Origin of the sequence: Massilia violaceinigra, assembly GCF_002752675.1 — a bacterium.
GTDB lineage: Bacteria > Pseudomonadota > Gammaproteobacteria > Burkholderiales > Burkholderiaceae_D > Telluria_A > Telluria_A violaceinigra.
On the sequence record NZ_CP024608.1, the window covers coordinates 3,026,647 to 3,048,472 of the forward strand.

Genomic DNA, 21,826 nt, shown 5'->3' on the forward strand with positions numbered 1-21,826 from the left:
CGCCATGAACCTGCAAGACCAAGTGATCTACCGCTGCATCGATGCCGCCTGCGCGCGGCCGATGCCGCGCCGGGTCGATTTTTGTCCGTACTGCGGCGCCCCCCAGCACGACGGGGCGCGCCGGCCCGCGCCCGCCGGCGCGGGCGTGCCTGCTCCGGCTTCCGCGGCGCCGGTGGCGGCAGCGCCCGCGCCGCCGCTCGACGCTCCGTCGTTCGTGCAGGAGGTGCCCGTGGCGCCTCCTGCACCCCCCAGGCCGGCCCCCGCCGCGCCAGCGCGCAAGAGCGCGCCGCGGCCCGCGCCGGCCCCCGGTACCGGACTGCGCAAGCCGATCCGCCTGCGTTACTGGCTGATGGCGCTGGCGCTGCTGGCCGTGATCTGGTTCACGGCCAAACCGGAACCCAAACGGATCGAGGCGCGCATCAGCGAGGCCACCGAGCTGGCTGAAAAATGCAAGATCAAGGAAGCGCAGGACGAAGTGGTCGCGCTCAGGGCCGACAAGGTCAGCGCCGCACAGCTGCGCCGCTTGCAGTCGTCGATCAACGCGGCGGCCGACGCCTGCGAACGCAAGCACCCGCGCGCGGTCAAGCCCAAGGCCGCCCCAAGGACCGAGCCGGCGGCGGCGTCGCCCAGGCCCGCGCCGCGGCCCGTGGAGCGCCCGCTCGACCCGTCGGCGCGCAACCTGATCGCCGAAGCCGAGCGCCAGATCGCGCAGGGCGATTACCGGGCCGCCGCCGCCAAGCTGGAAACCTGCATCGCCATGGTGGAGGGCGGCAGCCGCGAGTGCGCCGCGTTCAAGAAATACGCCAACCGCCTGCTCAGGGAAATGGAGAATTGCGTGGCTGCGGGACGCTACTGGGCCAACGGGCGCTGCACGTAAATACAATTTTGTCGTGAAGTCCAGCGCAACTCATCCGACATGTATCTTTTTTGTAAAGATTGTCAAAGTGCTTGCGAGAATGTTGCTACTTGGTCTAGGATCGATACTTTCCCGATCATTGGAGACGTCGATGGCTCTCAGCAGAATTCTCCCGTCGCTGGCGCTGGCCTGCGGCGCAGCCTCGGCGCAAGCTGCCAGTTTCGACTGCGTGTCGCCCGAGTTTCCCGATAAATCAGTGTCGAGCCAGGCCGCGCGCCGGGTGGACGACCAGGTGCGCGCGTGGGAAAAGTGCTATGCCGAGTTCCGCGCCGGGCACTGGAGCATCGATGCCGCGCGCCAGAACGATGAAGTGGCGGCCGGCCTGGAACGCTGGATGACGCTCACGCGCACCCAGAGCCGCACGCGCAGCGCCGACGCGCCGGTGCGCGTCAAGCGCGACAGCCAGGCCGCGCGCTTCGTCGAACAGGCCCCGGTCCAATACGCGGTCGAACTGCGCTGAGCGCGGGCCGCTTCAGGCCACCGGCTGCATCCGGATCGCAATCCCGGACAGCACCGCGTTGCCCGACAGGGGATCGCGCAGATTTTCGTCCAGCAGGGCGTTCAGGTTCACGCCCGGGCGCTCGGCCGCCACCCGCATCTGCGTGCCTTCCAGGTTGTGGCCCCAGCCATGCGGCAGGCTGACCACGCCGGGCATCATCTGCGCCGAGATCTCGACCTGCACCTCGATCGTGCGCTCGCCATTGCGGATCTGCGCCATGGCGCCGTCGACCAGGCCAAGCCGCGCCGCATCGATCGGATGGACCAGCGCCGTGCAGCGGTAGGCGCCCTTGGCCAGCACCGGCAGGTTGTGCATCCAGCTGTTGTTCGAGCGTAGCTGGCGCCGGCCCACGATGACCAGGTCGGGCGCGGGCGAGCGCAGGTCGGCCGCGGCGCGCGCCAGGTCGTCCAGCAGCACCTGCGGCGCCAGTTCGATCTTGCCCGAGGGTGTGCGCAGCGCTTGCGGAATGCGGCTGCCCATCGGCCCGAGATCGATGCCCGAAGGCGCCGCTTTCAGGCGCGCCAGGGTCAGCCCGTCCGGGTTTTTGCCGAACTGGTCGCCGTAAGGGCCGCTGCGCAGCGCCAGGTCGAGCCTGCGTTCCGCGCCGCGCTGGCCTCCCAGCGCCGCCATCAGCGCCGGGGCGGCCTCTCCGGCGGCGCGCTCCAGCTCTTCCCGCAGCATGTCGTCGTCGAGCGCGTCGATGTCGGCCTGCGCGCCCAGTCCCTTGGCGATGGCGGCGATGCGCATCAGGGTTTGCCACTCGTGCGGCTGGTCGCCGGCGCGCGCCAGCACGGGCGCGCTGAAACGGGCGTGGTTGCGGTGCGAGAACTGGGTGAAGGTGACGTCGTAGTGCGCGTCTTCCAGCGGCGAGAGGCCCGGCAAAATCACGTCGGCGTGGCGCGAGGTTTCGTTGAGGTAGATATCGAGGCTGACCATGAAGTCGAGCTGGTCGAGGGCTCTCGACAGGCGCGCCCCGTTCGGCGCCGACAGCACCGGATTGGCGGCGATGGCGATCAGGGCCCGGATTTGCCCTGAGCCGGGGGTGTCGATTTCCTCGGCCAGGCAGGTCACCGGCAGCTCGCCCGACACTTCGGCCGCGCCCGAGACGCGCGAACGATAACGTCCAGTGATCACGCCGCGCCCGGCGCCCGGTGCACCGCGCGTATTGGCGGCAAAGGCGGCCGCTTTCGGGAACATGGCGCCGCCTTCTTCATCGAGGTGCCCGGTCAGCACGTTGATGACGTCGATCAGCCATGAACACAGGGTTCCGAACTGCTGGGTGCAGGTACCGATGCGGCCATAGATGGCCGCGCGCGGCGTATTGGCCAGGCTGCGCGCGAGCTGGCGCATGGTGGCCGCATCGATGCCGCAGCGCGCCGCCACCAGTTCGGGCGCGTAGTCCCGCACCGCGGCTTGAACCTGTTCCAGGCCCACCGTGTGTTCGGCCAGGCGCCCCAGGCGCACCAGGTTTTCGTCGAACAGCGCATGCGCGATCCCGAGCAGGAAGAAGACGTCGGCCCCGGGGCGGATGAAGTGATGGGCGTCGGCCACGTCGGCCGTTTCGGTGCGGCGCGGATCGATCACGACCAGCTGGCCGCCGCGCGCGCGCAGCGCCTTGGCCTTGCCGCGAAAGTCCGGCACGGTCCACATGCTGCCGTTCGAGACCATCGGATTGGCGCCCAATATCAGCAGAAAGTCGCAGCGCTCGATGTCGGGCACGGGTACCGACATCCAGTTGCCGAACATTAGCCCGACGGAGAGCATCTTGGGAATCTGGTCGACGCTCGACGCCGAGTACATATTGCGCGTGCCGAGCGCCTTGGCCAGGCGCGGGAAGTACAGCATCAGGCTCATTTTGTGGGCGACCGGGTTGCCCAGCACCGTGGCCACGGCATTGGCGCCGCCGGCGGCGATGACGGGCGGCAGGCGCTTGTCGATCTCGGCGTAGGCTTCGTCCCAGGTGGCTGGCTCGAACACGCCATTGCGCTTGATGAGCGGGGTGCGCAGGCGGTCCGGGTCGTCGTGCAGGTCTTTCAGGCCGATCGCCTTGGGACACAGGAAACCGTGCGAGAACACGTCGTTGGCGTCGCCGCGGATGCGCACCACCTTGTTCTCTTCGAGGTCGAGTTCAAGCCCGCAGCAGGCTTCGCAAAACGGGCAAATGCGGTGCGCGCTGGCGGTAGGTACGGCGGTAGGTACGGCGGCGGGCGGGGTCGTGGACAAGGTCATGGCGAGCGCTTTCCAAAAAATCGAACGGTCGTGCGATTGTGTGCACTTAGTGCCGAACTGTCAACCGGAATGTCGGGCACGGGTGTATGCTATTGAGCAACAACAACCGTAGGAGAAATCATGAAAATCACATCGCTCATCGGCTGCGCCGCGCTGGCCGCCGCGCTGGCCGCGCTGGGGGGCTGCCACAAGGACGAGCAGGGCATGGGGCCGGCGCAAAAGGCCGGCGCCAAACTCGACCAGGCCGGCGACACGGTCGGCGACAATCTCAAGGCCAATGTCGACAAGGCCGAAGAGGCGGGCAAGAAGATCACCGACGCGGCCAAGGCCACCGGCGACAAGATCAACGAGGCGACCCAGGACGCCAGCAAAGGGCTGGACCAGGCTACCGAGAATGTCGGCAAGAAGGTCGAACAAGCGGGCGAAAAAATCCAGGAAGCGGCGCGCAAGTAAGCGTGGCGACGGCCGGTGCCGGCGGCTAGCCGTGGCCGCGCGCCTGCTGCAGCGGCGCGCGCACGGCCATGGCGCGCCAGTCGTCGACCGTGTCCAGGCTCACGACCAGCGCCACCATGTTCGGAAAGCGCTCCAGCATCTGGTCCAGCCACGGCATGTCCTGCATCAGTTGATCGATGCCGGGCTGCGCCGGCTCGCGCAAGCGAGCCAGCACGCGCCGCCGCCGTGCCAGTTCCTGCTGGCCCTGGGCGTTGAACAGCGCCAGTTCGGCGATGGCGCTGTCGACCAGCGCGCCGGCCGCGCCGAAGCGCAGCAGCCGGCCCCTGTCGCCGGTCCAGTCGAACAGGCTGGCCGCCACCGGCAGCAGCGTTTCGTGGCCCGGCTTCCAGCCGGCGGCCAGCAGATGGGCCATGACTTCCTCGAACAGGGTGCGCGCGCAGACATTGACCATCGCCTCGTCGTCGAGGATGCGCTGCAGTTCGCGCCGCCACGAGGCGTCGTCGCCGGCCAGGTGCGCTTGCGTCAGTTGCGGCAGCGCCGCGCCAAACTGCGCGATGGCCAGGTCGCACAGGTGCTGCGGGTCGCCGCGTTCGAGGTCGGGTAGCAATGGTTGCCTGGCGCCGGGTGTTGGCATGATCCGCTCGGCCGCGTACGCGGCCCACGCCAGCGCCATTTCATAAGCCTCGCGCAGGTGCTGGAAGCCTGCGGCGTCGCGTTCCTGGTCGATCTGTTTGAGTTCGCGCGCGTAGGCGCGCCGCACCGCGCGCGCGTCTGCGTCCTTGCCAAGGCCGAGCCGGGAAAAACAGGGAAGCGTGTGGGGCATGTCAGACGATGGTCAGCTTGGGCGGCGCGGGCGCGTTCTTGGTTTCCGGCCAGGTGCCCAGCACGATCGACATGTCGACGTAGCCGGCGCGCCAGGCGCGTTCCAGGTCCTGCTCGATGTCTTCCATCGAGGTTTGCTCGAAGTTGGCGAAGCCGCGCACGCCGTAGGCGCGGTTGCGCCCGTGCGCCTTGGCCAGGTAGAGCGCCATGTCGACCAGGTTGACGGCGCGCTCCCATGGCAGCGCATTCGTGCCCGGCACCAGCGGGAAGGGCGCGAAGCCGATCGAGACGTTCACCGACAGCTTCTTGTTCTGGTAGTCGATATTCTGGTGCGAGATGCCGGTCAGCAGGCGGCGCGCGATTTCCTCGACGCCGCTGCGCGGAATGGCCGGCAGGAAGGCCAGGAATTCCTCGCCGCCCCAGCGCACGATCATGTCGGTCTCGCGCAGGATCTCGCGCAGGCTTTCGGCGATCATCTTGAGCACAGCGTCGCCGGCGGCGTGGCCATGGCTGTCGTTGACGTGCTTGAAGTGGTCGACGTCGAGCAGGAACAGGGCGCCCACGATTTCTTCGCCCGAGGTGCCGGCGCCGCGCTTTTCCACCTGCAGGTGGCTGCGCATGAATTCCTGGAAGTGGCGCCGGTTGTACAAGCCGGTCAGCGGATCGCGCGAACTTTGCTGCTTCAGTTCCAGGTTCTTCACCTTGAGCTGGGCATTCGCATGGCGCACCTTGCGGTACAGGATGCCGACCACCACCGCGGCCAGCGCAAACACCACCGCCAGCAGCCACCACACGCGCTGCTGCAGGCGGCGGTTGTCGATTTCGGTCGACTTGAGCTGGTTCTCGCGGCTTAACAGTTCGATCTGGCGCTGCTTCTTTTCGGTCTCGTACTTTTCCTGCAGCTCCAGCGTGGCTTTCTGGCGCCGCTTTTCAAACAGCTCGTTCGACAGCACCCGCTCGCGGTGGTATGCCTTGACCGCGCCCGCCATGTCGCCGGCGCGTTCGAGCGAGGCGCCGTATTCCATCAGCACTTCCTGCAATTCCGGCTTGTCGCCGACTTTTTCGTACCAGGCCAGACCCAGCTCGAAATGGCGTTTACCCTCGACCAGGCTGCCCAGGCCGAGGTAGGCCTGGCCCAGGTTCAGGTGCGCGGTCGCTGCGGTGCTGTCGTCGTTCAGTTTGCGCGCTGCCTGCAAGGCCTGGTTCGCGTAGGTGAGCGTTTTCGCGTAATCGTGCTGTTTGAGATAGCTGTCCGACAGGTTCACCAGGGTCCCGGCGATCATCGCCTCGGCGCCGATCTGGCGCTCGTAAGCCAGCCCGGCGAGCAGGGCGCGCAAGCCGCGCTGCGGCTGGTTGGTTTCGACGGCCAGGCCGTATTCGGTATCCTTCAGGCTCGCCATGCGGCCAGGCGAATTGGTCTGCTCGGCCAGCACGATTGCTTCGTCGAGCGCCTCGAAGCCCTTGTCGTGTTCGTTCAGTTGGCCGTACAGGAAGGCCAGCGCATTGAGCGCCTGGACTTTGGGAATCGGCTGGCCGTGGGCGCGCGCCAGGGTCAGCGCGGTCTGCATCTTGCCCACCGCGGCCGGAAAATTGCCCTCTTCCGAGTACGCCTGGCCCGAGCTGATGGCCGCATGCACGCGCAGCGGCACATCGCTGGTGGTGTTGGCGATCTTTTCGCCTTCCCACGCCAGCTGGTGCGACAGGGTCAGCTGGTCCATGCGCCAGACGACGTAGGACTTGGTCAGCAAGGCCTTGGCGATGACCACATTGTCTTTTTTGTCGCGCCCGAAAGCGACCAGTTCCTCGGCCAGGGCCAGCGCTTCCGGCACCTGGTTCATGTCGCGCCGCACCAGGCATAGCTGGGCCAGGAAATCGGCCTTGGTGCGCGCGGGGGCCGCGCGCGCCTCGCTCTCGATCTTGAGCAGCGCGACGAGCGCTTTGGGCGGCACGTAGCGGCTCATCTCGCGGATCTCGTTCAGACGCGCGTCCAGCACCGGATGCTGGGCGTGCGCAAGGCACGACGCCAGCCATAGCGATGCCAGCAGCACGCGGACCTTGCGGCCATGCGAGGTGTCTGATAAACCTGCCAACATCACGTTCCTTCATGTGAAAACCGATGCTTTCCGGACGGGAAAACTGCAGCCAATTATATTCTTGTTGCAGTCTGGAAAGTCCTGGTCGCACTCAGATTGTGCATCTAAATGCACATTTTTTGTGGCAGGAACGTGGGTTTCGATGCCGCTTTGGCATGGAAGTGTTGGTCCCATACGACGTCCTCGCGGCGCTTGAGGAGCCCGATTTTGCCGCCTGTCGCATTTGCAACCCGGCGCCGCGCGCATGCCTTATATTTCCAGCAAGCCCAACAATAATGTCAGGAAATAAAATGCTCGAGCTGCGCAACGTGGTCAAAACCTTCGGCAAGGATGTCCGCGCGGTGGACGGCGTGAGCCTGACGCTCGACTGTGGCGTGGTCGGCCTGATCGGCCACAATGGCGCCGGCAAAACGACCCTGATGCAGATGATCGCCACCCTCACGCGCCCGAGCGGCGGCCAGATCCTGTTCGACGGCGCCGACATCGTCGCCCGGCCGCAGGAGATCCGGCGCCGGCTCGGCTACCTGCCGCAGGATTTCGGAATCTATCCGAACCTTTCCGCGCTCGAATTCATGCAGTATTTCGCCGCCCTCAAGGGCGTGCGCGACCCGGCCCGCATCCGCTATCTGCTCGAACTGGTCAACCTGCACGAACAGGCCAGGCGGCCTGCGGCCTCGTTCTCGGGCGGGATGCGGCGCCGCCTCGGCATCGCCCAGGCCTTGCTCAACGACCCCGATATCCTGATCGTCGACGAACCGACCGCCGGCCTCGATCCGGAGGAGCGCCTGCGCTTTCGCAACCTGCTCGGCGAGCTCGGATTCGACAAGCTGGTCATCATGTCGACCCACATCGTGTCCGACGTCGAGAGCATCGCCGGCCAGCTGGCCACCATGGACGCCGGCAAACTGATCTCCTGCGCGACGCCGCGCGTGATCCTCGACCAGGCGCGCGGGCGCATCTGGTCGGCCAATGTGGGCGCGGCCGAATACGAGCAGCTGCGCAACCGGGTCAGCGTGCTGCATGCGCAGCGCGAGGGCGACCAGGTCGCGCTGCGCATGGTCCACGGCGCGTCGCCCTGCGATGGGGCGCGCGTGGCCGAACCGACCCTGGAAGAAGCGCTGATGGCGCAGCGCCATGCGCTCCGGGTGGCCGCATGAGCGGGCACGTACTGGCGACGCTGGCGCTGGCCGAGGTACGCCTGCGCATGCGGCGCGCCTCCACCATGGTCGCGCTGCTGGCGGTGGTGGCGCTGAGCTGGGCGATGATCGCCGATCCGGCCGGCGGCGAGGCGCTGCTGGTATTTAACAAGGCGCGCGTGCTCTACACCAGTTCCGCGCTGGCGCTGGGCAGCGCCACGCTGGGCGCGGTGCTGTTCGGACTGGGCGGCTTTTACCTGGTGCGCGGGCGCATGAGCGAAGACGTGCGCAGCGGGATCGGTGGCGTGATCGGCACCACGCCGGTCGGCAGCGGCGTGTTCCTGACGGGACGCTGGCTGGGCTGCGTGGCGTATCTGGGCGCGCTGGTGGCCGCCTTCATGCTCACCATGCTGGTGCTGCACGCGCTGCGCGGCGACGGCCCGATCGAGCCGCTGGTCTACCTGCAAACCTATGTGCTGTTGCTGCTGCCGATGGTGTTTTTCGCGGCCAGCTGCGCGATCCTGTTCGACAGCTGGGCGCCGCTGATGGGCAAGGGCGGCGACCTGCTGTTCTTCGTGCTGTGGGTGGCGCAGCTGGTGCTGATGACGCAGGGTGCGAGCAGCGAATTGCCGGCGCTGATGGTGTTCGATTTTTCCGGACTGGCGGTGGCGGTGGCGGCGGTTCAGGGTTTTGTGAGCGGCGCCGATTTTTCCATCGGTTCCAGCAAGTTCGATCCGGCCTTGACGCCGGTGACCTTGCCGTCGCTGCTGTGGAGCGCGCGCATGATGGCGCTGCGCGGCGCATCGAGCCTGATCGCCATCCTGCCGCTGCTGCCGGCATGGTGGCTGTTCCACCGCTATTCGCCGGACCGGGTCAAGCCCGGCCGCGCGCGCGTGCGCCGCTCGCCGCTGGCGCTGCTCAACGCCGCGCTGCGTCCCCTGGCCGCGCTGGCCGCACCGCTCCTCGGCCTTGCCGCGCGCCTGCCCGGCGTGGCCGGCCAGGTGCTGGCCGATATCGCCCTCACGTTCATCATCGCTCCATCGGCCCTGCCGGTGCTGCTGCTGTGCGCGGGGGCCGCCCTGTTCGCGCCAAGCGCCGCGCTGCCGGCGGTCGTGATGGCCGGGGTGGCATTCTGGGGCATCCTCGTGAGCGACATGAGCACGCGCGATTTTGCCGCCGACACCGAGGACATGACCGGGGTGGTCGGCGGCGGCGTGGCGCGGCGCTACCTGCGCCAGTACGCGGCCAGCGTGCTGCTTGGGCTGATGTTCATGGGACCGGTCGCGCTGCGCTGGTCGCCGGCGCAGCCGGTGCGCGCGCTGGCGCTGGTGGCCGGCGTGGCCTGCCTGGCGGCGCTGGCCAGCCTGTTCGGCCGCTGCAGCCGCAGCGCGCGCCTGTTCCTGTCGCTGTTCCTGTTCGGGCTATACGTGGCGCTGAACGCGACCAGGGCGCCGATGCTCGATGCGGTCGGTTTCAACGGCGCGGCCAACCTGCACTCGGCCGGCATGTACGCGCTGGTGGGCGCGCTGGCGCTGGCAGGCGGCTACCTGTGGAACGCCAGCCGCCCGCAGCGCTAGCCCGGATATTTCGTGAGTAGAGGTCGGCGATCCCGTGCCGAAGCGCGTTGTTACTGGTATCTGACGCCAATCACAACCGGGGACCGCCGATGCCAAATTGTACCAATGAACCGATCAAGTTGGGGAGGGTTGGACGGCGCGTCGTTGAGGCGTCATTCGACGGCGGCGACATCGTCAGCGACGGCGGGGTTCTGCTGCTGCGCCAAGTGGATCAGCGCATCGGCTTAAGCAAAGCGATTGCGCGCGTATTCGAGGATCGACGCCGTCGTGCCAGCGTTTCGCACAGCATGCGCGACTTGCTCGCGCAGCGCGTGTACGGCCTGTGCTGTGGCTGGGAGGACGTCTGTGACCACAATGTGCTGCGCCGCGACTTGGCCATGCAAACGGCAGTGGGCCGGGCCGATGACTTGGCCTCGGCGCCGACGCTGAGCCGGCTTGAAACGTCCTCCACGCGCGCGCAGGCGGCCGCCCTGCATGGCGTTCTGCTCGATCAGTTCATCGCCAGCAAAGCTAAGCGGCCCAAGGAACTGGTGCTCGACATCGATGCCACCCACATGCCGCTGCATGGAGAGCAAGAGAAGTCCCACTTCCACCGCTACTACGACAATTACTGTTACTTGCCGCTGTACGTCTTTTGTGGCCAGGATATCCTCGCCTGCGTCTTGCGGCCCAGCAGCCGCGATCCGGCCGGTATCCTCAGCGCATTAATCAAATTGATCTCCCGGCGCTTGCGCCAGGCTTGGCCACGCATCCGCATCATCGTGCGCGGCGATTCCGGGTTCTGCCGTCATCAAGCTCTGCGCCGCTTCGAGAAATGGGGGCTGCACTATATCGTCGGCTTGCAAAAGAACTCAGCGTTGCTGCAACGAGTAGAGTTGGCCGAACTGGCACTGGCCGAGATGTATCAGAAGGCCGGTTCCAAGCAGCGCATGATTGGAGAATTCACTTATGCGGCGGGGACGTGGGATCGGCAACGGCGCGTCATCGCGCGGCTGGAACACGATGCGCGCGGCGCCAACCCGCGTTTCATCGTCACCAACCTGACTGGGGGTCCCAAGGCACTGTACGAACGCGTGTATTGCGCCCGTGGCGAAGCAGAGAACCGTATCAAGGAGGCGCAGCTCGATTTGTTCGGACGCCGTGCGAGCTGCCATAAATTCCAGGCCAACCAACTGCGGCTGCTACTGGCAGCGTTCGCCTATACCCTGATGATCAATTTGCGCCGCCTGGCTTTGGTTGGCACGGAACTGGCACGCGCCTGCACGGCGACGATCCGCATCAAACTGCTCAAGATCGGCGCGGCCGTCGTGCGCAACACGCGGCGCGTGCGCGTCATGCTCGCATCCCAACATCCACTCAAGCACGTCTTCCTCACTGCCGCCCGCGCGCTGGCACCATAAGCCCGCCAAGTGCTGTCCCCGGCACGCTATAAAGCAACGGGGGTAGGGGGAGTTACGTCTGCAATCAGGCCGCGCGGCAGAACCGACACCAGGAAGCGAGCAATCAACATGCCGCAGCCATGTTCGGCGCACCCCGGCCCTCAGATTGGCAGACTCATGAAATATCCGGGCTAGGGTATTCAGCCCGCCAGCTCAGACCGCCAGCTGCTGCAGCAGGTACAGGCGCTGATACAGGCCGCCGTCGACCAGCATCAACTCGTCGTGCGAACCGGCTTCCGAGATGCGGCCGTGATTGAGCACCACGATGCGGTCGGCCTCGCGGATGGTCGAGAGGCGGTGCGCGATGGCGATGATGGTTACCCGTCCGCGTAGTTCGTTGAGCGCTTCCTGCACCACCTGTTCGGTGGCGCTGTCGATGTGCGAGGTCGCTTCGTCGAGAAGCAGGATGCGCGGCTTGCCGGCCAGCGCGCGCGCAATCGCGATCAGCTGCTTCTGCCCGACCGACAGGCGCGAGCCGCCTTCGCCGAGCGAGGTGTCGTAGCCGTCTTCCAGCGCGGCGATGAAGTCGTGCGCGTGCGCCGCGCGCGCCGCCGTCTCGATGGCTTCCTGCGACAGGCCGCGCCCCATGTCGATGTTTTCGCGCGCCGACGCCGCCAGCAGGAACGGGTCTTGCGGCACCAGCCCCACCTCGGCGCGGAAACGCTCGTTGTCGATCGCCGCCAGCGGCTGGCCGTTGATCTCGATGCAGCCCGGGCGTGAAGGGTAGTAGCGCAGCAGCAGCGACAAGAGGGTCGATTTGCCGCTGCCGGTGTGGCCGACGATGCCGAAAAAGGCGCCCTGCGGCACGTCCAGGCTCAGTTCATGCAGCACGTCCTGGCCCGGCGCATAGCCGAACGTCAGGTCGCGGATGCGCACCGCCGGCGCATCCGGCGCCGCCGGATCGGCGGGCAGCGCGCGCCCGGCCGCGTGCTCCGGCGCGCCCGCTTCGTCGAGCAGGGCCGACACGCGCGCGGTCGCCACCACGGCCTGCTGCAGGCCGCTGAACTGCATGGTGATCTGGATCATCGGCTCGACCACGCGCGCGATGTAGCTGATGAAGGCGTACAGCACGCCGACTTCGACCGCATTCATTTCGCGCCGCCCGAAACTGTAGATCACCACTGCCAGCAGGATCACGTTGAGCAGGTCGAGCGCGGGGCGCAGCAGGAACGCGTTGGCGCGCAGCTCGGCCAGGCGCGCCTTGTAGTGCGACCCGTTGGTGGCGGCGAAGCGGGCGCCGAAACGCTCCTGCGCGTTATTCGCCTGCAGCACGCTCATGCCGCCGATCGATTCGGCGATCTGGCCGTTGATGTCGCTGCGCAGGGCGCGCGCGCGCGTCACCGCCGGCGCCGACAGGCGCTGGTAGACGAACACGATGGCCACCACCGCCGGCACCAGGGCCAGCACGATCAGCATCAGGCGCCAGTCCAGCCAGGCCATGGCGATCATGGTCCCGACCAGCACGATGCTGCTGTCGAGGATCACGAACAGCACCTGGATGTACAAGGTCTTGACGGCTTCGGTGTCGTTGGTCACGCGGCTGATCAGCTGACCGGTGATGGCGCGGTCGAAAAAAGCCATCGGCAGGCGCAGCACATGGCCGAACACCCATTCGCGCAGGCGCTGCACCGAGCGCATGGCCAGGCCCGACAGGCGCACCAGCTGCAGGTAGCGCAGCCAGCTGGCGATCCAGCCGCTCACCAGCATGGCGCCGAGCAGCATGGCCATGCGCGGAAAATCCAGGTGGCGCGGCAGCAGGTGCTCGTCGATCAGGGCCTTGCCGAGGATCGGGCCGATCACTTCCAGGGCGGCCGCGAGAATGAGCCACAGGGTGGCCCAGAGCAGGTGCCGGCGGTCGGGATGGGCGGCGCGGCGCAACAGGCCGATCGCTTGCGCGGCCTGCGCGCGCATCGCCTTGGGAGTGGTATCAGAGTGCATCGAGGCTGGCCTCCAGTTGTTGATAGCGCCACTGGCTGGCGTACCAGCCGTCGCGTTCGAGCAGGGCCTCGTGGGTGCCCGACTCGGTAATGCGGCCGTCGCGCAGCACCACGATGAAGTCGGCGTTGACCACGGCCGAAAGCCGATGGCTGGCGATGATCACGCTGCGTTCGGGCCGCGCGCGCCGCAGTTCTTCCAGGTGTTCGAGGATGCGCGTTTCGGTGCCGGTATCGACCGCCGACAGGGCGTCGTCGAGCAGCAGCAGGGTGCTGTCGGCCAGCAGCGAACGGGCAATCGCCACGCGCTGGCGCTGGCCGCCCGACAGGGTGATGCCGCGTTCGCCCACCGGCGTGTCGTAACCCTGCGGGAAGCGCAGGATGTCTTCGTGGATGGCGGCCATGTGGGCCGCGTGCTCGATCTGCGCGCGCGTGGCGTCCGGGCGCGCCAGCGCGATGTTCTCCGCGATGGTGGCCGAGAACAGGAACGATTCCTGCGGCACCCAGCTGATCGCGGAGCGCAAGGTCGCCAGCGTATAGTCCGCGAGCGGCCGGCCGCCCCAGCTGGCCTCGCCCGTCTGCGGCGTGGCCTGGCGCAGCAGCACGCGCAGCAGGGTCGATTTGCCGGAGCCGGTCGGTCCCACCAGGCCCAGGGTCTGGCCGGGCGCGACGCTGCACGACACGTCCGCCAGCGCCGGCACGGTTTGCCCGGTGTAGGTGTAGCCGACATGGTCCAGCACCAGCGCGCCCGGGGCCAGCTCGGCCACCGTGCCATGGTCGTCCACGCTCAGGGGCGTGTCGAGCAGGGGCTGCACGCGCGCCAGTGCCGCGCGTCCGCGTTCGATCAGCGAGAGCACCCAGCCGGCCGCGAACATCGGCCAGATCAACTGGCCCAGGTACATGGTGAAGCTGGTCAGCGCGCCGATGGTCAGTTCGTTATGCCACACCAGATAGCCGCCCAGGCCGAGCGTGAGCACGCTGGCGGCGGTGAGGGTCAGGCCGACGGCCGGCTCATAGGCCGCTTCCCATTTCTGGGCGCGCAGGCTGGCGTCGGCCGCGTGCGCGGCCAGTTCGCCGAATTGCGCCGCGCTGCGCTGCTCCAGCCCCAGCGCGCGCAGGGTGCGCACGCCCGACAGGGCTTCCTGCACATGGTCGTTCAGGCTGGAGAAGCGCTTGAGCGAGTCGGTGGCTGCCACGTGGATATGGGTGGAGATGCGCCAGAACGCGAACGCCATGAAGGGGAAGGGCAGCAGGGCGATGCAGGCCAGGCGCCAGTCGACGCCGAGCGTCATGATCCCCAGCACCATGATCAGGGTCAGGGTGCCGTCGAAACCGGCCAGCATGGCTTCGCCGGCCGCCATTTCGATGGCGTCGATATCGTTGGTGGCCAGCGCCATCAGGTCGCCGGTGCGCTGCTTCTGGTAGAACGCCGGCCCCTGGGCCGACAGGCGCGCGTAAAAGCGTGTGCGCAGTTCGACCCCGAGCTGGTAGGCGGCGGCGAACAGGCGCAGGCGCCAGCCGACCCGCAGCAGGTAGATGGCCACCCCCATGGCGAGCAGTTGCAGCAGGCCGCGCAGCAGGTCGCCGGGACCGAGGCTGTGCGCGGCCAGGCCGTCGATCAGGGTGCCGATTTTGCGCGGAATCCAGACCGTGAGCGCGGCCACGCCGGCCAGCATGAAGGCCGAGGATATATAGGAGCGCCAATGGCGGCGCACAAAGCTGCCGACGAGCTTCGATAAACTCATTACGTTCCTTGGAAGTTGCGCCCAGAATGAAAAAACGGGCCGAAGCCCGTTAATTTACTACTTTTGGCAACTTGGCGCAGAGGCCAGCTGTTCTTTACTTCTTGCGCGCGCCTTTCGACCCCGACGCATCGGCCATTTTGCCGATGCCCGGCTTGCCCGAATGCTGGGCCGGCGGCGGCGTGGCGTCGATCGGCCGGATGCCGGAGACGTCGATCTGGATCGCGTCGTCGGCCGCCAGTGGCGCGGCGGACGGCGCGTCCGCCGAGGCGCCGGCGGCAAAGCTGGCCACCGCGCGCGCGATCGGCGTGGCGCCGGCCAGCGGCAGCGGATCGGGGTCCGACTCGCCGATCGGGTTCATGCTGACGATGATCGGCTCATCGTCGGTGTCCGGCTCGGCCGGGGCATCGCTGGCGGCCGCTTCGATCTGGTCGTCGGCGGCTTGCTCGTCGTATTCGGGTTCGTCGCCGTGCGCTTCATCGTTGGCGGGCGCGCGCGCCAGGCTTGGTGCGGACAGGGTCGATACCTTGGTAGCGGCGGTGCTCACGCTGCCGGCGATGCCGAACAGGGCGCGGCTGTAGTCGAGAATGGTGTTGAAGCTCTCGCGGCTGTGCGCGGTCAGCGCCAGCAGGTCGCGCGGGTCCTTGGCGGCCAGCAGCTGCTGGAAGGCGGCGCTGGACTTTTCAACGCTGGCGCGGGTGGTGCGCAGGTTCAGGGCAATGAGCTTCTCGGTATTTTCGACCGCCTTGCCGGAAAAATGGCGGAAAGCGTCGAACTGGGCTTCGAGCTGGGCCTTGCGTGCTGCGGAAAACTGTTCTGGAAGGTTACTCATCGGGGTTCCTTGGAAGTGTTTTATGACGCGCTGCAATATTGCTAAGTCTATCCATGAATGCTTGCCTTGAAAAGCAGTTTTTCAACCGTGCTCAGGAAAATTTCTTGCATCGCAGCATTTATGTATTTGGCATGACAGCGGCATGACAAACGCGTGTCCGCGCGACCCAAGGGCGGCCGAACTCGCTACAATCGGGACAACCGCCGTTCCCAAGGAGCTTTTCGATGGATCTCGTTATCCGCAACGCCAGCCTGCCCGACGGGCGCCTTCAGATCGACATTGCCATCGAGGGCGGGCGGATCGCCGCCGTCGGCCCGCGCCTGGCCGTGCAGGGTGCGCACGAGATCGACGCCGAGGGCGACCTGGCCACGCCGCCCTTCGTCGACGCCCACTTCCATATGGACGCCACGCTCAGTTACGGCCTGCCGCGGGTGAACCGCACCGGCACCCTGCTCGAAGGGATCGCGCTGTGGGGCGAGCTGAAACCCGGCCTTACCCAGGATGCGCTGGTCGAACGCGCCATGCAGTATTGCGACTGGGCGGTCGCGCGCGGGCTGCTGGCGATCCGCTCGCACGTCGACATTTGCGACGACCGCCTGCTGGCCGTCGAAGCGCTGCTGGAAGTGCGGCGCCGCGTGGCGCCCTATCTCGACCTGCAACTGGTGGCGTTTCCGCAGGACGGGATTTTGCGCAGCGCCAGCGCCTTTGAAAACCTCAAGCGCGCCATCAAGCTGGGGGTGGACGTGGTGGGCGGCATTCCCCACTTCGAGCGCACCATGAGCGAAGGGGCGGCCTCGGTGCGCCTGCTGTGCGAATACGCGGCCGGGCAGGGGCTGCGGGTGGACATGCACTGCGACGAGTCGGACGACCCCATGTCGCGCCATATCGAAACGCTGGCCTTCGAGACGCAGCGCCTCGGGATGCAGGGCCGGGTGGCCGGCTCGCACCTGACCTCGATGCACTCGATGGACAACTACTATGTCAGCAAGCTGCTGCCGCTGATCCGCGAGGCGGGCGTGGCGGCGATCGCCAACCCGCTCATCAACATCACGTTGCAGGGCCGCCACGACACCTACCCCAAGCGGCGCGGCATGACGCGCGTGCCGGAACTGATCGCGGCCGGGGTGGACGTCGCCTTCGGCCACGATTGCGCGATGGACCCGTGGTACAGCCTCGGTTCGGGCGACATGCTGGAAGTGGCGCATATGGGCCTGCACGTGGCGCAGATGACGGGGCAGGACGCGATGCACCAGTGCTTCCTGGCGGTGACGGAAGTCCCGGCCCGCATCCTCGGGCTGGAAGGCTACGGCATCGCGCCGGGCTGCCACGCCGACCTGGTGCTGCTGGACGCGGCCAGCACGGTCGAAGCGATCCGCCTGCGCGCGGCGCGGCGCATGGTGATCCGGCGCGGCGTGGTGGTGAGCGAGGCGCCGCGCGCGCGCGCCACCCTGAACCTGCCGGGGCGCGCGGCCACCATCGATTTCCGTCTCCGGCGCTAGGGTGACGGCTTGACGGGCAGGGCGGCATCGGTGCTACACTCGTCAACGGAAAACTTGTCGAAACATGAACCAGGCGCGACGTTCAACCGGGAGGCCGCGTGAGCCAGCATCAGATCCAGATCCGTCCTGCCGCCGCCACCGACAGCGAGGCGATGTGGACGATTTTCGACGCCATCATCGGCGCCGGCGAATCCTATCCTTTCGCGCCGGGTACTTCCAGAGAGGCCTGCGCCGACTACTGGTTCAACCCGCGCTCGACCAGCTTCGTCGCCGTCGCCGGGGACGGGCGCGTGCTGGGCATGTACAAGCTGGTGCCGAACCAGATGGACCTGGGCGCGCACGTGGCCAATGCCTCGTACATGGTCAGCCCGGCGGCGCAGGGCGCCGGCGTGGGTACCCTGCTCGGCCGGCACAGCCTGGAAGAAGCGCGCCGCCAGGGCTATCTGGCGATGCAGTTCAACTACGTCATCAGCAGTAACCTGGCCGCCGTCGCGCTGTGGAAAAAGCTCGGCTTCGCGATCATCGGCACCCTGCCCAAATCGTTCCGCCATGCGCGCCTGGGCTATGTGGACGCCTACGTGATGTACCAGCTGCTCAGCGATCCGGCCGACTGGCAGGCGCCGCCGTTGCGATGAAGATCCTCGAGACCGCGCGCCTGGCGCTGCGCACCGTGGAAGCGGCCGATGCGCCGTTCTACCTGGAGATAGTCAACGATCCCGGCTTCATCGCCAACATCGGCGACCGCGGCATCCGCACGCTGGAGGCGGCGCGCCTGCACATCGAAAACGGTCCGGTGAAGATGCAGGAAACGCTCGGGCATGCGATCTGGCTGGTGGCGCTCAAGGATAGCGGGGTGGCGATCGGCATGTGCGGCCTGATCAAGCGTGAAACGCTGCCCACGATCGACATCGGCTACGCTTTCCTGCCGGCCTGGCGCGGCCAGGGCTATGCGCTGGAAGCGGCCGAGGGCGTGCTCGCCTACGCGCGCGATACGCTCGGGGTGGCGCGCCTGCTGGCAATTACCTCGCCACACAACACCGCGTCGAGCGCACTGCTCGAAAAACTGGGCCTGCGTTTTGAAAAGATTGTCCACCTTACACCAGAAGATCCCGGCACCCGGCTGTACACGATGGAACTGTGTGCAACTGCCTGAAATACTTGTTCTCAGTTAACGGAAACGTATTTCTTTTTGTCTTTTACGCGCGCATGATGAGTTTGCAAAGCAATCGTCTTTACAGGCGTCAACGCAACCATCCCGAGAGAGACCATGAAACTCGCCAACCTCCGAATTGCCGTGCGCCTCAGCGCGCTCGGCGCCTTCTTTTTTGCTGCCTTGCTGCTGGTCGGCCTGGGTGCCTGGTCGGCTTTGCACGGTGCCAACGCCAGCAGTGCGCTGGCGCTGCAGCGCGCCGCCAAACTGACCGTTGCGGTCGACACGGCGCGCAGTGCCCAGGTCGAATTCAAGATCCAGGTGCAGGAATGGAAGAATATCCTGCTGCGCGGCACGGACGCGGCCCAGCTGGAAAAGTACACCGCCTCGTTCCGCAAGAGTGGCGATGCCACCCGCGCCGACCTGAGCAAAGTTAATGCCTTGCTCGGCGAACTGGGGATGCGCACGCCACTGGTCGACGAGGCCATCAAGGCCACCGAGGACCTGAGCAAGAATTACCTGGGCGCGCTGCAAAAGTTCGATGGCGCCGATCCGGAGAGCTATAAAAATGTCGATAAACTGGTCAAGGGCATGGACCGCGAGCCGACCCAGAAAATCGATGCCATTGTCACTTTCATCGGCACCGAATCGCGCGCGCTGACGGTGGCCATGGAAAAGCAGCAGGCTGCCGGCGAACGGGTCGCGACCATCGAGCTGCTGGTGATCGTGCTGGTCACGGTGGCGGTCGGCGCGGTGATCATGGTCTGGCTGGTGCGCAGCATCACCGGGCCGCTCAATGAAGCGGTCAACATTGCGCGCACGGTGGCCAGCGGCGATCTGTCGACCTCGATCGTGGCGCGCGGCAACGATGAAATCGGCATGCTGCTCAAGTCGCTCAAGGATATGCACGACAGCCTGGCCGAGATTGTCGGCAAGGTGCGCGCCGGCACCGATTCGATTGCGGCGGCCTCGAGCGAAATTGCCGATGGCAACCAGGACTTGTCGGCGCGGACCGAAGAGCAGGCCAGTTCGCTCGAAGAAACCGCCTCCGCCATGGAAGAGCTGACCTCGACCGTCAAGCAAAATGGCGAGAATGCCAGCCAGGCGAGCAAGCTGGCCAGCGACGCCTCGGTGGTGGCGGTGCGCGGTGGTGATGCGGTGGCGCAAGTCATCCACACCATGGGCTCGATCAACGAATCGTCCAAAAAAATCGTGGACATCATTGGCGTGATCGATGGTATTGCTTTCCAGACCAATATTCTGGCCTTGAATGCTGCGGTGGAAGCGGCGCGGGCGGGCGAGCAGGGACGCGGCTTCGCCGTGGTGGCCTCCGAAGTGCGCAACCTGGCACAGCGTTCGGCGGCGGCGGCCAAGGAAATCAAGACCCTGATCGGCGACTCGGTCGACAAGGTTGAAACCGGCAGCAAGCTGGTGGGGCAGGCGGGCAGCACGATGGAAGAAGTGGTGGCCAGCGTGCAGCGGGTCACCGCGATCATTGGCGAGATTGCCGTTGCCAGCGGCGAGCAGAACGTGGGGATCGACCAGATCAACGATGCCATCGGGCAAATGGATGCCGTGACGCAGCAGAACGCGGCGCTGGTGGAACAAGCGGCCGCGGCGGCGGAAGCGATGAAGCAGCAGGCGGCCAGCCTGGCCGAAGCGGTCAGCATCTTCAAGATCGGCGACCACCACGTAGCGGCGGCGCCGGCGGCGCGCGCGGGTCGCCGTAGCGCGCCGACGGCGCGTGCCCCGGCAGCGCGGGCGGCGACCCCGGCAGTCCGTCTGCCCGCCAGCAAACCGGCTGCGGCGCGGCCAGTGCCGGCAGGCGAAAGCGACTGGGAAGAGTTCTAAAACTCCATTGCAACATTTCTTAACCGGGGTCAGAGCTCTGACTCGCAACATCTTGCTCGCAAATCCGGTACCGGCCGCCGGATTTGCAGCATGCCTCCCTTTGCTTCCCCCTCGCTTGCCTCGCTTCCCCACCCCATCACCACGGCGCTGCGCCAGCGTCTGCGCCCCAATGAGGAAATGTTTCGAGTCAGAGCTCTGACCCCAATTAAGAAATATTGTGAGGCGGATCTGCCCCGTTTGGACATGTAATTCCCATACGGAATGCGTGCGCTTCGGTGCGCCGATGTGCGGGGGGAGGTTTTACTAATTGTGCACGGTTGCTTGTCGAGTATCTATATAATGCGAAGAACATCGCCGCGACCGGGACCGGTCCGCCTATCGCTTTCACATTCTTAGCCGCACTATCCCTAAAAGGATCCAATGAGCACCGACAAAAGCCCGCAGTTAGCATTAATTATCACTAAGTATGAAAATGAGCTGCTGGAAGTTTGGCTGTCGGGATTGATGACGCGGATGATCCGGCGCGATAAAAACGCCGAGGCCGAACTGCGCCAGCAGGCAGCCCGCTTCCTGCCCTTGCTGGTGCAGGCGCTCGAACGCGGCGCCACCAACGACATCGAAGGCGCCGCCTGGGATGACACGCGCCACATGCTGACCGACATCTCGCAGGCGCGCGTGCGCCAGGGCTTTTCGTCGATCGAGACCGCCAGCTTCATCTTCGCGCTGAAAGAGCCGCTGTTCGCTTATCTGCGCACCGCGCTGGCCGACAATCCAATCCAGCTGGTCGAGCAAACCGCCGCCACCAGCGCGCTGTTCGACCGCCTCGGCCTGTTTACCATCGAGGTGTACCAGAAGGCACGCGAGCAGGTCATCCTGCGCCAGCAGCAGGAACTGCTGGAGCTGTCCACGCCGGTGGTGCAGCTGTGGGAAGGCGTGCTGGCGCTGCCGCTGATCGGTACGCTCGACAGCGCCCGCACCCAGGTGGTGATGGAGAACCTGCTGCAGAAAATCGTCGACACCGGCGCCTCGATCGCGATCATCGACATCACCGGCGTGCCGACCGTGGATACCCTGGTGGCCCAGCATCTGCTCAAAACCATCGCCGCCGCGCGCCTGATGGGCGCCGACTGCATCATCAGCGGCATCCGCCCGCAGATCGCCCAGACCATCGTGCACCTCGGCGTGAATCTGGAAGACGTGGTCACCAAGGCCACCCTGGCCGACGCCTTCGTGGTGGCGCTCAAGCGCACCGGCTCGACCATCACCCATCCGCAGAACGCGCGCTAAGCCATGGAACGCATACCGATCCTGAAAATGGGCCGTCTGCTGCTGGTGACGATCCAGGTCGACATGCACGACCGCCTGGCCATGACGCTGCAGGACGACCTGACCGCGCGCATCGTCAAGGATCGCGCAACGGGCGTGCTGATCGACATCTCGGCGCTCGACATCGTCGACTCCTTCATCGGCCGCATGATCAGCCACACGGCGGCCATGGCCCGCATTCTCGACGCCCGCACGGTGCTGGTGGGGATGCAGCCGGCCGTGGCGATCACACTGGTGGAGCTGGGCCTGACGCTCGACGGCGTGAGCACCGCCCTGAACGTCGAACGCGGCCTGGCCTTGCTGCAGCAGGAACGGGAATGACCGCCGC

General features: G+C 66.4%; 18 protein-coding genes. 12 read left to right on the forward strand and 6 right to left on the reverse strand.

The window, feature by feature from the left end; genetic code table 11:
• The first annotated feature begins 4 nt into the window (after window positions 1-4).
• Both CR152_RS13690 and CR152_RS13695 read left to right on the forward strand, forming a co-directional pair.
• Complete coding sequence (locus tag CR152_RS13690) at window positions 5-877, forward strand: hypothetical protein (RefSeq protein WP_099875402.1); 873 nt, start codon at window positions 5-7, stop codon at window positions 875-877.
• 130 nt (window positions 878-1,007) lie between these two features.
• Window positions 1,008-1,376 (forward strand): hypothetical protein, encoded by a 369-nt coding sequence (locus tag CR152_RS13695; protein WP_099875403.1) that lies wholly within the window; start codon window positions 1,008-1,010, stop codon window positions 1,374-1,376.
• Window positions 1,377-1,388: 12 nt separating this feature from the next.
• Here the strand turns inward: CR152_RS13695 and CR152_RS13700 are convergent, their stop codons facing one another.
• A complete protein-coding gene (locus CR152_RS13700) occupies window positions 1,389-3,644 on the reverse strand; it encodes a molybdopterin-dependent oxidoreductase (protein WP_099875404.1) in 2,256 nt (751 codons plus the stop codon).
• Between the two features lie 120 nt (window positions 3,645-3,764).
• Between CR152_RS13700 and CR152_RS13705 the strand changes: the two genes are divergently transcribed.
• Complete coding sequence (locus CR152_RS13705; RefSeq protein WP_099875405.1) at window positions 3,765-4,097, forward strand: hypothetical protein; 333 nt, start codon at window positions 3,765-3,767, stop codon at window positions 4,095-4,097.
• 25 nt (window positions 4,098-4,122) lie between these two features.
• On the opposite strand, the gene CR152_RS13710 is transcribed toward CR152_RS13705, so the two are convergent.
• Both CR152_RS13710 and CR152_RS13715 read right to left on the reverse strand, forming a co-directional pair.
• Window positions 4,123-4,920, reverse strand: a complete 798-nt coding sequence (locus tag CR152_RS13710) for a hypothetical protein (protein ID WP_099875406.1) — start codon at window positions 4,918-4,920, stop codon at window positions 4,123-4,125.
• A 1-nt stretch (window position 4,921) separates the two neighbouring features.
• Window positions 4,922-7,012, reverse strand: a complete 2,091-nt coding sequence (locus CR152_RS13715) for a tetratricopeptide repeat-containing diguanylate cyclase (RefSeq protein ID WP_099875407.1) — start codon at window positions 7,010-7,012, stop codon at window positions 4,922-4,924.
• A gap of 290 nt (window positions 7,013-7,302) precedes the next feature.
• Between CR152_RS13715 and CR152_RS13720 the strand changes: the two genes are divergently transcribed.
• The 3 genes from CR152_RS13720 to CR152_RS13730 all read left to right on the forward strand — a co-directional run bounded on the left by CR152_RS13720 (window position 7,303) and on the right by CR152_RS13730 (window position 11,125).
• Entirely contained in the window at window positions 7,303-8,169 is an 867-nt protein-coding gene (locus tag CR152_RS13720; protein WP_099875408.1) for an ABC transporter ATP-binding protein, read from the forward strand.
• Window positions 8,166-9,725 (forward strand): ABC transporter permease, encoded by a 1,560-nt coding sequence (locus CR152_RS13725; RefSeq protein ID WP_099875409.1) that lies wholly within the window; start codon window positions 8,166-8,168, stop codon window positions 9,723-9,725. Before CR152_RS13720 ends, CR152_RS13725 begins: the two co-directional genes overlap by 4 nt.
• An 89-nt stretch (window positions 9,726-9,814) precedes the next feature.
• Window positions 9,815-11,125: an IS1380 family transposase gene (locus tag CR152_RS13730; RefSeq protein WP_099875410.1), complete on the forward strand. Its 1,311-nt coding sequence runs from the start codon at window positions 9,815-9,817 to the stop codon at window positions 11,123-11,125.
• A gap of 192 nt (window positions 11,126-11,317) precedes the next feature.
• On the opposite strand, the gene CR152_RS13735 is transcribed toward CR152_RS13730, so the two are convergent.
• From CR152_RS13735 to CR152_RS13745, 3 genes are all read right to left on the reverse strand, one after another.
• The gene (locus CR152_RS13735; protein WP_229413384.1) at window positions 11,318-13,102 is read right to left on the reverse strand and encodes an ABC transporter ATP-binding protein; all 1,785 of its coding nucleotides are present in this window, start codon (window positions 13,100-13,102) and stop codon (window positions 11,318-11,320) included.
• Complete coding sequence (locus tag CR152_RS13740; RefSeq protein WP_099875412.1) at window positions 13,092-14,843, reverse strand: ABC transporter ATP-binding protein; 1,752 nt, start codon at window positions 14,841-14,843, stop codon at window positions 13,092-13,094. Before CR152_RS13740 ends, CR152_RS13735 begins: the two co-directional genes overlap by 11 nt.
• Before the next feature lie 94 nt (window positions 14,844-14,937).
• On the reverse strand, window positions 14,938-15,672 hold the full coding sequence (locus CR152_RS13745; protein ID WP_099875413.1) for a phasin family protein: 735 nt from the start codon (window positions 15,670-15,672) through the stop codon (window positions 14,938-14,940).
• 224 nt (window positions 15,673-15,896) lie between these two features.
• On the opposite strand from CR152_RS13745, the gene CR152_RS13750 reads away from it, so the two are divergent.
• The 6 genes from CR152_RS13750 (at window position 15,897) to CR152_RS13775 (ending at window position 21,819) form a co-directional block, all read left to right on the forward strand.
• Window positions 15,897-17,171, forward strand: coding sequence for an amidohydrolase family protein (locus CR152_RS13750; protein WP_099875414.1), 1,275 nt, complete (start codon window positions 15,897-15,899; stop codon window positions 17,169-17,171).
• 98 nt (window positions 17,172-17,269) lie between these two features.
• Window positions 17,270-17,806, forward strand: coding sequence for a GNAT family N-acetyltransferase (locus tag CR152_RS13755; RefSeq protein WP_307718576.1), 537 nt, complete (start codon window positions 17,270-17,272; stop codon window positions 17,804-17,806).
• Entirely contained in the window at window positions 17,803-18,324 is a 522-nt protein-coding gene (locus CR152_RS13760; protein ID WP_099875415.1) for a GNAT family N-acetyltransferase, read from the forward strand. The genes CR152_RS13755 and CR152_RS13760 overlap by 4 nt, the downstream gene beginning before the upstream one ends.
• Before the next feature lie 114 nt (window positions 18,325-18,438).
• Window positions 18,439-20,172, forward strand: coding sequence for a methyl-accepting chemotaxis protein (locus CR152_RS13765; protein WP_099875416.1), 1,734 nt, complete (start codon window positions 18,439-18,441; stop codon window positions 20,170-20,172).
• A gap of 420 nt (window positions 20,173-20,592) precedes the next feature.
• On the forward strand, window positions 20,593-21,459 hold the full coding sequence (locus CR152_RS13770; protein WP_099875417.1) for an STAS domain-containing protein: 867 nt from the start codon (window positions 20,593-20,595) through the stop codon (window positions 21,457-21,459).
• 3 nt (window positions 21,460-21,462) lie between these two features.
• A complete protein-coding gene (locus CR152_RS13775) occupies window positions 21,463-21,819 on the forward strand; it encodes an STAS domain-containing protein (RefSeq protein WP_099875418.1) in 357 nt (118 codons plus the stop codon).
• The last annotated feature ends 7 nt before the right edge of the window (window positions 21,820-21,826 follow it).

Excerpts from the sequence above, each read along its gene's own strand:
- CR152_RS13750 (WP_099875414.1), top strand. The coding sequence starts at position 15,897 with ATGGATCTCGTTATCCGCAACGCCAGCCTGCCCGACGGGCGCCTTCAG.
- CR152_RS13710 (WP_099875406.1), bottom strand. The coding sequence starts at position 4,920 with ATGCCCCACACGCTTCCCTGTTTTTCCCGGCTCGGCCTTGGCAAGGAC.
- CR152_RS13745 (WP_099875413.1), bottom strand. The coding sequence starts at position 15,672 with ATGAGTAACCTTCCAGAACAGTTTTCCGCAGCACGCAAGGCCCAGCTC.
- CR152_RS13770 (WP_099875417.1), top strand. The coding sequence starts at position 20,593 with ATGAGCACCGACAAAAGCCCGCAGTTAGCATTAATTATCACTAAGTAT.
- CR152_RS13740 (WP_099875412.1), bottom strand. The coding sequence starts at position 14,843 with ATGAGTTTATCGAAGCTCGTCGGCAGCTTTGTGCGCCGCCATTGGCGC.
- CR152_RS13775 (WP_099875418.1), top strand. The coding sequence starts at position 21,463 with ATGGAACGCATACCGATCCTGAAAATGGGCCGTCTGCTGCTGGTGACG.
- CR152_RS13760 (WP_099875415.1), top strand. The coding sequence starts at position 17,803 with ATGAAGATCCTCGAGACCGCGCGCCTGGCGCTGCGCACCGTGGAAGCG.
- CR152_RS13730 (WP_099875410.1), top strand. The coding sequence starts at position 9,815 with ATGCCAAATTGTACCAATGAACCGATCAAGTTGGGGAGGGTTGGACGG.
- CR152_RS13725 (WP_099875409.1), top strand. The coding sequence starts at position 8,166 with ATGAGCGGGCACGTACTGGCGACGCTGGCGCTGGCCGAGGTACGCCTG.
- CR152_RS13735 (WP_229413384.1), bottom strand. The coding sequence starts at position 13,102 with ATGCACTCTGATACCACTCCCAAGGCGATGCGCGCGCAGGCCGCGCAA.
- CR152_RS13715 (WP_099875407.1), bottom strand. The coding sequence starts at position 7,012 with ATGTTGGCAGGTTTATCAGACACCTCGCATGGCCGCAAGGTCCGCGTG.
- CR152_RS13765 (WP_099875416.1), top strand. The coding sequence starts at position 18,439 with ATGAAACTCGCCAACCTCCGAATTGCCGTGCGCCTCAGCGCGCTCGGC.
- CR152_RS13690 (WP_099875402.1), top strand. The coding sequence starts at position 5 with ATGAACCTGCAAGACCAAGTGATCTACCGCTGCATCGATGCCGCCTGC.
- CR152_RS13720 (WP_099875408.1), top strand. The coding sequence starts at position 7,303 with ATGCTCGAGCTGCGCAACGTGGTCAAAACCTTCGGCAAGGATGTCCGC.
- CR152_RS13700 (WP_099875404.1), bottom strand. The coding sequence starts at position 3,644 with ATGACCTTGTCCACGACCCCGCCCGCCGCCGTACCTACCGCCGTACCT.
- CR152_RS13705 (WP_099875405.1), top strand. The coding sequence starts at position 3,765 with ATGAAAATCACATCGCTCATCGGCTGCGCCGCGCTGGCCGCCGCGCTG.
- CR152_RS13695 (WP_099875403.1), top strand. The coding sequence starts at position 1,008 with ATGGCTCTCAGCAGAATTCTCCCGTCGCTGGCGCTGGCCTGCGGCGCA.